The organism is Azotobacter salinestris, from assembly GCF_009363155.1.
GTDB classification, from domain to species: domain Bacteria; phylum Pseudomonadota; class Gammaproteobacteria; order Pseudomonadales; family Pseudomonadaceae; genus Azotobacter; species Azotobacter salinestris.
On the sequence record NZ_CP045302.1, the window covers coordinates 3,004,802 to 3,017,127 of the forward strand.

Genomic DNA, 12,326 nt, shown 5'->3' on the forward strand with positions numbered 1-12,326 from the left:
ACGGGCCGGTCTGATGCCGGCTCTGGCGGCGGATGCTACGCGGCTAAACTTTCAGCGAGCTTTCGCTGAGGAAATGCGCTGATCGTGGGGTGAAAACGTATTTCTTGGGGGGGATCTGCCGAAAGTGTGAGTTCGGCGCCCTCCTGTGCCGCGGAGCTGGACGGGCAGGAGGCGTCCGCCGGTGGCCACGCGGTGCTCGCCGGAGCATCGACCGCTGTCAGTGAAGAGGCTGGCCCTGTCGCTGCCGCCCGATGTCTTTACGGAACTCATCTGGCGCCAGGGAGCCAACGAACCGCTGAGCGGGCGTTTCGCTGCAGTACGGGTACGCCTTGCCGACAGCGTGTCGGCAGAACAGCGGCTACACCCGCTGCAATGGCTGCTGATCGAATGGCCCTCGCTCAGGACGAGCCGACCCGCTACTGGCTGTCCACGCTCGCGGAGGACACCTCGCTGTCGGAGCTGGTACGCATCGCCCATCTGGGTTGGCGTATCGGGCGCGACTACCAGGATCTCAAGCAGGACCTGGGGCTGGGACATTACGAGGGCCGTGGCTGGCGGGATTCCATCACCATGCCCGCCTGAGCATCGCAGCCTGTGGTTTTCTGCTCGGGCAGCGCCTGCGCCGCAAGGCCATGCCCGGACAGGATGGCCAAGGAAAAAACCGCATGGGCTGCACGTATGTTTATGACACAGGATTAAGGCAGAACTTGGCAAGGAAAAGTCAGTCTTAAAAAGCCGGCTACAGGATAGGCGGCCAAACACTCTTACTAATTTTATCGAAAGTATTGTCATATTGAGAGACAATACCCCCATGAAATGCAAACGAAACTCCGACGGTCGAGCAATCGACCACCATTCCCTTCAGGTCATGCGTCAGCAGGCGATCAAGGCCGTTCGCGAAGGGCAGACCGTCCAAAGCGTGGCGGCCGCCTTCGGCGTCAATATCCGCAGCGTCTTTCGCTGGCTGTCCGACTTCGCCAATGGCGGACAGAACGCCCTGCTCGCCAAGCCGGTTCCCGGACGTCCGCCCAGGATCAGTGCCGAGGAAATGCGCTGGCTGGCACAGGCCGTTCGGGACCACTCGCCGCTGCAATACCGTTTCGAGTTCGGCCTGTGGACCTTGTCGCTGATCGCCGAATTGATCCGCCGCCAGTTCGGCAAGACGCTGTCGCTGTCCGCCGTGAGCCGGATCATGAAGCTGCTCGGCTTCACCGCGCAGAAACCCTTGCATCGCGCCTGGCAGCAGGATGCGGCGCTGGTGCGCCAGTGGGAAAACGAGACCTACCCGGCGATTCGGGCCGAGGCCCGTGCAGCGGGGGCAAGGATCTACTTCGCGGACGAGTCGGGCCTGCGCTCCGACTACCATGCCGGCACGACCTGGGCACCGCAGGGGGAAACGCCGGTGGTCGAGGTGACCGGCCGACGCTTCTCGGTGAACATGCTGTCGGCGGTCGGGACGCGCGGCGAGTTCCGCTTCATGCTGCACGACGGGACGGTGACGGCCAGCGTGTTCCGCGAGTTTCTCAAGCGCCTGCTGATCGGTGCCGAGCAGCCGGTCTTCGTGATCGTCGATGGCCATCCGGTGCACAAGGCCCGGCTGGTCAGGGCGTTCGTCGAAGAACAGGCGGGGCGCCTGAAACTCTTCTATCTGCCGCCGTACTCGCCGCAGTTGAACCCGGACGAGCAGGTCTGGGGGCACGTCAAGCGCAGTGTGTCCAGGCGTCTTGTGCAGAACCGGGAAGAGATGAAGAGGTTGGCACTGGGTGCGCTGCGTAGAATCCAGAAGTTACCGGAGTTGGTGAAGTCGTTTTTTCGCCACCCGGACTGCCGATATGCAGCAGCATGACATTACTTTAAAAAAGGCTAGTAATTGCTCTTGAGAAAACCCAGCCTATTAAAGAGTGCTTTTTGTACAAAACCTCAGTAAGCCTTTACCGACAGGCTGCTGAAGCTAAGTTCGGCACACCCGATCGAATGGTTGGTTCTTCTCTTTCATCGTGCTGATCTCATACCGCCTGGGTTTTCATCGGTGACTCATATCAGAGCTTTGTTGTTTATCCCCCAGGCTGCCACAAAGTAGCAGCAGATCGCCTCCCCAATGAGGGCGAATGTCTTCGACCAAAGCGCTCGTTGAAAGCAACAAACCCAAAAGGATCGTTGAATGGATATCTCGATACCGAGCAATGGCGCGCCCAGCCCTACTCCCCGCGCAGCCACAGGTAAGATGGTTGTAGATATAGCAAGGCATCACGATTACAGCTATGACTCAGCCCTGCAACCGGATGGCAAGATCCTGCTGGTCGGACATGGCTATAACCCCGGCAGCAATAGTGACGACTTCAGCGTGATCCGGCTGAACGCCGATGGCACCCTCGACACTGGTTTCAGCGGCGACGGCAAGGCCATCGTCGATATCGGGGGAGGCTACGATCAAGGCCTTAGCCTGGCTGTGCTGCCCGACGGCAAGCTCCTGCTGAGCGGCAACCATAATGGCGACTTCAGCGTGATCCGGCTGAACGCCGACGGCAGTCTCGATACCGGCTTCGGCAGCGATGGCAAGGCCATCGTCGACATCAGAGGGAGCAACGACCAAGGCCTTGGCCTGACTGTGCTGCCCGACGGCAAGCTCCTGGTGGCCGGACAGAGCCATAACTCCGGCAGCCATAGTTATGACTACGACTTCAGCGTGATCCGGCTGAACGCCGACGGCAGTCTCGATACCAGCTTCGGCAGCGATGGAAAAGCCACTTTCGATATCGCGGGCGCGGGAAGGAACCTGGTCCATAGCATGACCGTGCAGCCTGACGGCAAGATCCTGCTGGCCGGCATCAGCTCTTACACTCTTGAGGTGATCCGGCTGAACGCCGACGGCACCCTCGACACCGGCTTCGGCAGCGACGGCAAGGCCACCTTCGATCTCGGATGGAGCGACGACCAGGGCTATAGCCTGACGGTGCAGCCCGACGGCAAGATCCTGCTGGCGGGCTCTAGCTATGACTATGCGTATGACTCTCCCGAGAACAGCACCTATTTCGACTTCAGCGTGATCCGGCTGAACGCCGACGGCACCCTCGATACCGGTTTCGGCAGCGATGGCGAAGCCACTGTCGATATTAATGGGGACACCGATCAAGGCTACAGCCTGAGCGTGCAGCCCGACGGCAGGATCCTGGTGGCCGGACGGAGCTATAACCCTAACTATGACACCGAGTTCAGCGTGGCTCGACTGAATGCCGATGGCAGTCTCGATATCAACTTCGATAGTGACGGTAAGGCCAGCTTCAATCTCGGAAATGGCTACGCCCAAGTCAATAGCCTGGCCCTGCAACCGGACGGCAAGATCCTGTTGGCCGGACATAGCTATAACTCCAACAGCGCGAGTTACGATTTCAGCGTGATCCGCCTGAACGCCGACGGCTCACTCGATAAAACTTTCGGAGCGCTGGACGATGGGGTCGTAATTCTCGAAGGCTCCGACGACAACGACGTTCTGATCGGCAACAACGCACCCGAGTTGATCCTCGGCGAGGGCGGCGAAGACCGCCTGGAGGGCAGCGCCGGCAACGATATCCTCGACGGCGGCGCCGGGCGCGACAGCCTGAGCGGCGGCGCCGGCGCCGACCTGTTCCGCGTCTCGAGCCGCGAGGACAGCTACCGCACCGCCAGCGAGGGCTCAACCGACCGCATCCTCGACTTCGATCCCGGCGAGGACCGCATCGACCTCTCGGCGCTCGGCTTCACCGGGCTGGGCGACGGCCACGGCGGCACCCTGGCGGTGCGGGTGAACAGTGCCGGCACGCACACCTACCTCAAGAGCTTCGAGGCGGATGCCGAGGGGCGGCGCTTCGAGATTTCGCTGAAGGGCAATCTTGCCGGCCAGCTCGACAGCGGCAACCTGATCTTCGCGCCGCTCGTCCTCGAAGGCACGGCGGCCGCCGACAGACTGACCGGCAGCCCGCTGGCGGAAATTCTCACCGGCGGGGACGGCGACGACCGCCTGCATGGTGCCGGCGGCGACGACCTGCTCGACGGCGGCGCCGGGCGCGACCGGCTGATCGGCGGCAGCGGCGCCGACCTGTTCCGCATCGCAAGCCGCGATCACAGCTACCGCACCGACAGCGAGAGCTTCGCCGACCGGATCCTCGACTTTGATCCCGGCGAGGACCAGCTCGACCTCTCAGCGCTGGGCTTCGTCGGGCTGGGCGACGGCCGCGACGGCACCCTGGCCGTGCGGGTGAACGAGGCCGGCACGCGGACCTATCTGAAAAGCTTCGAGGCGGATGCCGAAGGGCGGCGCTTCGAGATCGTCCTGGACGGCGACCTCGCCGGCCGGCTCGACAGCGGCAATCTGCTCTTCGCTCCGGTGGCCCTCGCGGGCGGTGCGGCCGGCGACCGCCTGATCGGCAGCGCAGCGGCGGAAAGCCTCGCCGGCGGGGCCGGAGACGACTACCTGCATGGCGGTGCCGGCGGCGACAGCCTCGACGGCGGCCTCGGGCGCGACACCCTGGCCGGCGGCAGCGGTGCCGACCTGTTCCGCTTTTCGAGCCGCGAGGACAGCCACCGCACCGATGGCGCGGGCTCAAGCGACCTGATCCTCGACTTCGAGGCCGGCGAGGACCGCATCGACCTCTCGGCGCTCGGCTTCACCGGCCTGGGCGACGGCCACGGCGGCACCCTGGCGGTGCGGGTGAACGACGCCGGCACGCGCACCTACCTCAAGAGCTTCGAGGCGGATGCCGAGGGAAAGCGCTTCGAGATCGCCCTGGAGGGCAACCACCTCGACCACCTTGCCGCCGACGTATTCATCTTCGCTGCGGCGGGCGAGTCCACCGGCCAGCTCGAAATCATCGGCACCCCGCCGATCGAACAGGCCATCTAAGGAGGCACAGGGCGTGTTCCTTGGAAGCGGATGACGCTTCCATAAGAGCCTCACCCCTGCAGGGGAATACAGTCCCAAGGTACTGCTCGGCCAGCGCCTTGGGATCTGCCCGCTACCCAGTAGCATGCAAGCTCTACCCCAATGCTGGCCAGCTCAGAGGGCTGGAGCATTTTTACCTTTTCATGTTTTCAAAAATGCTCTAAAGGCCAGCCTGACCTACTCCAGTGGCGACGACGTCGATGCCGACGGCAGCGACAAGAAGGAGCGGGCGCGGAAGGCGCAGCGATCCGTGCGCCAGGCGGCGCCCGGCCGTCTACTCGAGCGCCCCGCGCACGACCGTGGCGACCCGCTCGACGTCCTCGTCGGGCATCTCCGGATAGATCGGCAGCGACAGGCAGCGTGCCGCGGCCGATTCCGCGACCGGCAGGGAAAGCCCGGCGCCGTACGCCGCGAAGGCCGGCTGGCGGTGGAGGGGCAGCGGATAATGGATGGCGCATTCGATGCCGGCAGCGGCGAGCGCCGCCATCACCCGCTCGCGTGCCGTGCAGCGCACCGTGTACTGGTGATAGACGTGCTCGCCGTGTTCATCCGCCCGGGGCGTCTCCAGCGGCAGCCCGGCCAGCAGCACGCCGTAGCGATGCGCGATGCGCCGGCGTCCGGCGTTGAAGCGCTCGATGTGCCGCAGCTTGACGCGCAGGATCGCGGCCTGGAGCTCGTCCAGGCGGCTGTTGAAGCCGATCAGGTCGTGGTGGTAGCGCGCCGGCGCGCCGTGATTGCGCAGTATCCTCAACCTGTCGGCCATGTCCGGGCAAGCGGTGGTCACCAGCCCGCCGTCCCCGTAGCAGCCGAGGTTCTTGCTGGGAAAGAAGCTGAAGCAGCCGAACGCGCCGATGGCGCCCGTGTGCCGTCCCTGTACGCGCGCGCCGAAGGACTGCGCGCAATCCTCCACCACGAGGATCCCGCGCGCCGCACACAGCTCGCCGAGCGCGGCCATGTCGGCGGGCCGGCCGAAGAGATGCACGGGAATGACCGCCGCCGTGCGCGACGTCAGGGCCGCTGCCACCCGCGCCACGTCGATGTTGAGGCTGTGCGGGTCGATGTCGACGAACACCGGCGTGGCCCCCGCCCGGACCACGGCTTCCGCGGTCGCGGCGAAGGTGAACGCGGTGGTGATCACCTCGGCGCCTGGTCCGATGCCCGCCGCGGTGAGCGCGAGCTGCAGCGCATCGGTGCCCGACCCGCAGCCGACGGCGTGGGCGACCCCCAGGTAGGCGGCCACCTCCTGCTCGAACTGCCGCAGGTTGGGGCCGAGCACGAAGTGGCCTTCCTGGAGCACGCCTGCGATTGCGCCGTCGATCTCGTCCTTGAGGCTCGCATACTGGCTCTTGAGATCGACCATCGGGATGGTTCGTGTCATCGGTACGCTGTCCGCATGGTCGTTCAGATGGTGTTGCCGAGCTGTGGCGCGTTGTCCTCCACCAGCCGGGCGATGCGGATCGCCGTCGCCAGCGCCTGCTGCCCCTCTTCGCCGGAAACGGCGACCGGCGCGCCCTGCTGCACGGAGCGCAGGAATGCCTCGATCTGGGCGCGCAGCGCGTCGTGCTCGTCGAATGAGCGCTCCTCGCAGACGATTCGCTCGCCGCCGCTCGCCGCGTGGCCGTGCAGGCGGCATTCGGCCAGGCGCCGATGCTGGAAGTCGATGGAGAAATAGGCATTGCGCAGGAAGAGGCGCATCTTGCGCTCGGTCTTCGTGCTCACCCGGCTGGCGGTGATGTTCGCGATGCAGCCGTTGCAGAATTCGAGGCGGGCGTTGGCGATGTCGATCGATTGCGAGAGCACCTTGGCGCCGCTCGCCTGCACCGTGCGCAGCGGCGAGCGCACCACGCTCAGGACGATGTCGAGATCGTGGATCATGAGGTCCAGCACGACGTCCACGTCGGTGGCGCGGGACTTGTACGGCGACAGGCGATGGGCCTCGATGAAGAGCGGTTCGATCTCCCGGTCGGCCAGTTCCGCAAGAGCCGCATTGAAGCGCTCCAGATGTCCCACCTGGAACACCACGTCCCGCCTGCGGGCGATCCGGTTGAGCTCGGCGGCCTCTTCGAGGTTGCTGGCGATGGGCTTTTCCAGCAGCACGTGGACGCCGTGTTCCAGAAACGCCCGGGCCACTTCGAAGTGCTGCGCCGTAGGCACGGCGATGCTGACCGCCTCGACCCGTCCGAACAGCGCCTGGTAGTCCGTCACCGCCTCGCAGGCGCATTCGGCCGCCACGTGCGCGGCCCTGTCGCGGTCCCGGTCGGCTACCGCGACGAGCGCGGCGTTGGTGGATGCGGCGTACTTCTGGGCGTGAAACCTGCCGATATGGCCCACCCCCACGACCGCGCAGCGGGTAACTGGCATCCTTGATCCTCGCGTTGCCCGAGTCGCCGAAGCCCTTGGCCGAAAGGGCTGTGTGCACCCGTTGCCGCTTCCCTTTGGCGATGACGCCAAGACCAATGCGATGAAATGGAGCGGCGGCGATGCTCCTTGCGGCGCCATGGCCGTTTCGGCTGGAGTCGCTTGCTGTCTGTTCCATCACTCTAGCCGGCTGGTCGGCCAGTCGCCGGGTGTGGACAAGAGAATCCTGCATCCAGCATGGCGAAAAGCCGCCATTTCGGCGCCTTTTCATGGCGACATGTCGCCACTTTCGGCCGCCTGCCTGTGTCGCCTCCTTTTCATGCCATGTCGCCGGTGCGCCGCTCTGCATCCTGACTCTCCTGCGGCTCTTGCCGCGGGACAAGAGCGGTGTCGCCGGCCCGGCATGCCGATTGCTGTGGGCTTGTCCAGCGAGCACGTCCGTGCCCAGCAGTCCAGCACGGGCTGTCGCCTCGCCGAGGCCGTGTCCGCGGGTTCGATCCCGGCGGCTCGCCCCTCACGACGAACGACACAACAATAAGGAGACGTTCATGTCCGGCCCGACCGCCACGGTATCCTGCCTGCCCCTCGGGTATCGGTGTTGCCGCCCCTCGCCCCGCTCGCCTCGAGGCTGCATCCCTTCGCTCTTCCCAACCGCTCTGTCCGCATCGGGCCGCTGAGCCGATTTTCTGCTGCGCGGATGCTCCGCCCGGCCCGCCGGGCTGCTCTGGCGCAGGGTATCCGCCGGCCGGCCCGCTGCGGCCGGAGCGACCGGAAAATCCCGCGCGCGGTAGCGGTTTTCCCATGACAACAAGAAGCACCGCGCATCATCCATCCCGGAGACAAGACCAACATGCACAAGACTCCACGTGCCCGGATAGCCCTTTCCACGCTGGGAGCGGCGCTGGCCGTTCCGTCCATCGCTCAAGCGGAATTCATCGAGGACAGCAAGGCCACGCTGAGCTTCAAGAACTTCTACATCAACCAGGACGTGCGCAACCAGGACGCGCCGCGCTCCGAGGAGTGGGGCCAGGGCTTCTTCCTCGACTTCAAGTCCGGCTTCACCGAAGGCCCGGTCGGCTTCGGCCTCGACGTGCTGGCGATGCACGCCATCCGCCTGGACGGCGGCGGCCGCGCCGGCAAGGCGGACATCGAACGGACTCCGGGAGGCATGTTCCCGCTGGAAAGCAACGGCAAGGCCAGGACCGACTTCGGCCGGGTCGGCGTGACCGGCAAGATGCGCTTCTCCAAGACCGAGGCGCGCCTCGGCACCCTGATGCCGAAGATGCCGGTCTTGACCTACAACGACGGCCGCCTGCTGCCGCAGCTGTTCCACGGCGCGCAGATCACCTCCAACGAGATCGACAACTTGAGCCTGACCGCCGGCAAGATCGAGCACTCCACCGAGCGCAACTCCAGCGACAGCCACGGCCTGTCCATCGGCGGCGCCAACAGCGGCAGCAGGGCCCAGTTCAGCAACGAGTTCTACTTCGGCGGCGCCGACTACAAGCCCACCAAAGACCTGCTGCTGCAGTACTACTACGGCAACCTGCGCGACTTCTACAAACAGCACTTCTTCGGCTTGGTGCACGACTGGAAACTGCCGGTCGGCGCGCTGAAGTCCGATCTGCGCTACTTCACCAGCGATTCCGACGGCAAGAACGAGAGTTCCTCCGGACGTGCCGAGGGCTACCGGAGCAGCGGCGCCAACGGCAGCAGCGGCGAGGTCGACAACAACCTGCGGAGCGCCATGTTCACCTACAGCCTGGCTGGCCACGCGCTGAGCGCCGGCTACCAGAAGGTCACCGGCAACAGCGACTTCCCGCACATCAACCTGGGGACCGGGCGCACCCTGCACCTGATCACCAACGGCCAGATCGGCAAGTTCGCCAGCGCCGGCGAGAACACCTGGGTGGTCGGGCATACCTACGACTTCGCCGCGCTCGGCGTGCCGGGGCTGAAGACCCGGCTGATGTATTTCAGCGGCGACGACATCGACGCCGCCGGCAGCGACAACAAGGAGTGGGAGCGCAACTTCCGCGTCGACTACACGGTGCAGAACGGTCTGCTCAAGGGCGTCGGCCTGTCCTGGCTCAACGCCGCGACCCGTGGCAACGACGGCCGTGACCTGGACGAGAACCGCCTGGTCGTCAGCTACAGCCTGCCGCTGTTCTGATCCTCCCGGGGCGCGGAGCCGCAGGGACGCGGCTCCGTGCCCGTTCGGCGCCTGCCAGCCGGTCGGATTTCGCGGCGCCCCGGCTGTCGTCTGCCAGACTGGAAGAACCCGCCGCCGGGCGCCGTCGCCCGTCTGGCACAGGCGCCTGCCGGCGGGCTCCCCATGACAGCGAGAACCCTGTGCATCCTTCCGCCAGGAGGTAGAACGATGATGTACCAGCGTCCCGTCACCCGCAGCGCCGCCCTGCCCACCCTGGGAGCGGCCCTGGCCATTCCCGCCGTCGCCCAGGCCGAGTTCATCGAGGACGGCAAGCTCTCGCTGAACCTCAAGAACTTCTACATCAACCAGGACACCCGCAACGAGGACCGCCCGCGCTCGGAGGAGTGGGGCCAGGGTTTCTTTTTCGACTACAAGTCCGGCTTTACCGAAGGGCCGCTCGGCTTCGGCCTGGATGTGCTGGCCATGCATGCCATCCGTCTGGACGGCGGCGGCCGCGAGGGCAAGCCGGGCATCGAGCGCACCCCGGGCACCGTGTTCCCGCTGGAGAGCAACGGCAAGGCGAAGACCGACTTCGGCCGGCTCGCCGTCACCGGCAAGCTGCGTATCTCCAGGACCGAGGCGCGGCTCGGCACCCTGATGCCCAGGCTGCCGGTGGTCACCTACAACGACGGCCGCCTGCTGCCGCAACTGTTCCACGGCGGGCAGATCACCTCCAGCGAGATCGACGACCTGACGCTGATCGCCGGCAAGATCGAGCACTCCACCGACCGCAACTCCAGCGACAGCTTCCCGCTCTCCATCTCCGGCGCCAACAGCGGCCCCAACGCCCGGTTCAGCAACGAGTTCTACTACGCTGGCGCCGACTACAAGGTCGGCAAGGACCTCCTGCTGCAGTACTACTACGGCAGCCTGGACGACTTCTACGAGCAGCACTTCCTCGGCCTGATCCACACCTGGGCGTTGCCGGTGGGTTCGCTGAAGACCGACCTGCGCTTCTTCGCCAGCGACTCCGACGGCAGGAACGAAAGCGCCTCCGGACGCAGGGAAGGCTACGTCAGCAGCGGCTACTGGGACGCCGGCGCGTCCAGCCGCGGCGAGGTCGACAACCACCTGTGGAGCGCCCAGTTCACCTACACGCTGGGCGGCCACGAAGTGAAGGCCGGCTACCAGAAGATCAGCGGCAACAGCGACTTCCCGCACCTCTTCAAGGGCAGCGGGCGCACCCTGTACCTGATCACCGACGCGCAGATCCACAAGTTCACCAGCGCCGGCGAAAACACCTGGGTGGCGGGCTACTCCTACGACTTCGGCAAGATCGGCATCGCCGGCCTGAAGGCCAGCCTGGTCTACTGGAGCGGCGACGACATCGACGACGCCGGCAGCGACAACCGCGAGTGGGAACGCAACTTCCGCATCGATTACGTGGTGCCGGAAGGCACCTTCAAGGGCCTCGGCCTGACCTGGCGCAACGCCACGCTGCGCAGCAACGACACCCGCGATATAGACGAGAACCGCCTGATCGTCACTTATAGCCTGCCGCTGCTCTGAAGGCCGGGGCAGAGCGCGGGGGAGCGGTTTCGACCGGGAGGCGGGCGGTCGCCGTCTAGCGGCACTTTCATGAAATACCGGTTCACTGCTGCAACCAATCGTAGGTCGGGCTTCGCACTGCGAAGCCCGACGCTGCTGGGGTGTCGTCGATACGTAGGTTGGGGTTCGCAAGCTCACCCCAACCTACGTAGTTCACCCAAAGGTAAATCCGAATAAGGTGAAAATGCTCTAGTCTTTTCGAAGGCATAAGGTCAAAGACTCTTGAGAGGGAGTTTCGAGCAATGAGCTTCAGGATCGAGGAGGTCTCCGCTGGGGTGTTCATGACGCTAAATAGCGAGAAGGGACCTGGCGAACTTGACTTTGAAGGTCAAAGGTTATTTAGATTCATGGACTGCTTCTACATCCGTAAGCAGCACCTTGACGAGCTCTCGCCCGAGGAAGTGAAGAACTTGTGTCGCGTGCGAGAGAATTTTCCGGGTTTGATTGATCCGGCCAATTCCGAAGTTCATGCACTATTTGGTAGGCTTATCGAAAGGATTCAGCCAAGGAAACTGCTGGAAATTGGTGCTGGAACCAGGCCTGTTCTTGCAGAGGTTCCGCCCTATATGGACTATGTACTCTCTGATGCCGATCGAGCAGTCTTTTCCGATACTGAAGGGGTTGGGAGTAACTGTCATGTCTTTTCTGGTTCGGAATACAAGCTTCCATACAGCGATAGCTATTTTGAGATGGTTGTAGCGGTATTTGTTTTGCAGTTTCCATTTTACAAGGAACAAATCGCTGAGCTGTATAGATGCCTTGCTCCGAGTGGTATCGTTGCTGCCAATATGTATCGTCGAACAGAGCTTTCCAGAGAGCGCCTGGCAGGAGATTTCGAGTGTGTTGGTTTTAAACTTTATAAGTTGCCCGATATTAAGAGCCTATGCCGGGGGCACGAGTACTGGATTCTTGGGAAGAATTACGAAAGCGTGATGGCATGTGGTAAGTCGCTCGAAGAGCTGATGGGGGATTAGTTGCCGAGGTGTGCGACGCTATTCTTCTGATCTTGCCCAGCCTTAGTGGACACTCCGTTAAGCGATACACTGCAGCGAGGTGATCCATGGCAAGGCAGGCAGGCCCAGTGCTAAAACTGGGCTTTTGCCATGACCGACAGAAGTCGTCCGACGTGGTCGAGTGCCTGTTCGGCAAGCTGAAGTATTACCGGCGGATCGCTTCGCGTTACGAGAAGCAAGCCAGCCGCTTCGAGGAAATACTGGCCTTCGCCGCCGTTCTGCTGTGGTTATGCTGATACGTCAACCTGGCATATTCTCAAGAGAGGGAACGACAACA

General features: G+C 63.9%; 8 protein-coding genes and 1 pseudogene. 7 read left to right on the plus strand and 2 right to left on the minus strand.

Annotated elements, in window-relative coordinates; genetic code table 11:
- Positions 1 to 148: 148 nt before the first annotated feature.
- From GCU53_RS13875 to GCU53_RS13885, 3 genes and pseudogenes are all read left to right on the plus strand, one after another.
- Positions 149 to 677 (plus strand): annotated as a pseudogene (locus GCU53_RS13875) (IS701 family transposase); the annotation flags it as partial.
- Between the two features lie 134 nt (positions 678 to 811).
- A complete protein-coding gene (locus GCU53_RS13880; RefSeq protein ID WP_152388138.1) occupies positions 812 to 1,846 on the plus strand; it encodes an IS630 family transposase in 1,035 nt (344 codons plus the stop codon).
- A gap of 315 nt (positions 1,847 to 2,161) precedes the next feature.
- Entirely contained in the window at positions 2,162 to 4,879 is a 2,718-nt protein-coding gene (locus tag GCU53_RS13885; protein WP_152388139.1) for a M10 family metallopeptidase C-terminal domain-containing protein, read from the plus strand.
- 313 nt (positions 4,880 to 5,192) lie between these two features.
- On the opposite strand, the gene GCU53_RS13890 is transcribed toward GCU53_RS13885, so the two are convergent.
- Positions 5,193 to 6,296, minus strand: a complete 1,104-nt coding sequence (locus tag GCU53_RS13890; RefSeq protein ID WP_208845259.1) for a DegT/DnrJ/EryC1/StrS family aminotransferase — start codon at positions 6,294 to 6,296, stop codon at positions 5,193 to 5,195.
- Between the two features lie 23 nt (positions 6,297 to 6,319).
- On the minus strand, positions 6,320 to 7,279 hold the full coding sequence (locus GCU53_RS13895) for a Gfo/Idh/MocA family protein (protein WP_152388140.1): 960 nt from the start codon (positions 7,277 to 7,279) through the stop codon (positions 6,320 to 6,322).
- 847 nt (positions 7,280 to 8,126) lie between these two features.
- Between GCU53_RS13895 and GCU53_RS13900 the strand changes: the two genes are divergently transcribed.
- The 4 genes from GCU53_RS13900 (at position 8,127) to GCU53_RS13915 (ending at position 12,285) form a co-directional block, all read left to right on the plus strand.
- Positions 8,127 to 9,449 carry an OprD family porin gene (locus GCU53_RS13900; RefSeq protein ID WP_152388141.1) on the plus strand — a complete coding sequence of 441 codons (1,323 nt, stop codon included), beginning with the start codon at positions 8,127 to 8,129 and terminating at the stop codon, positions 9,447 to 9,449.
- Between the two features lie 210 nt (positions 9,450 to 9,659).
- Positions 9,660 to 10,997 (plus strand): OprD family porin, encoded by a 1,338-nt coding sequence (locus tag GCU53_RS13905; protein ID WP_152389899.1) that lies wholly within the window; start codon positions 9,660 to 9,662, stop codon positions 10,995 to 10,997.
- A 281-nt stretch (positions 10,998 to 11,278) separates the two neighbouring features.
- Positions 11,279 to 12,010: a class I SAM-dependent methyltransferase gene (locus GCU53_RS13910; protein WP_152388142.1), complete on the plus strand. Its 732-nt coding sequence runs from the start codon at positions 11,279 to 11,281 to the stop codon at positions 12,008 to 12,010.
- Between the two features lie 86 nt (positions 12,011 to 12,096).
- Positions 12,097 to 12,285: a transposase gene (locus tag GCU53_RS13915; protein WP_152388143.1), complete on the plus strand. Its 189-nt coding sequence runs from the start codon at positions 12,097 to 12,099 to the stop codon at positions 12,283 to 12,285.
- The last annotated feature ends 41 nt before the right edge of the window (positions 12,286 to 12,326 follow it).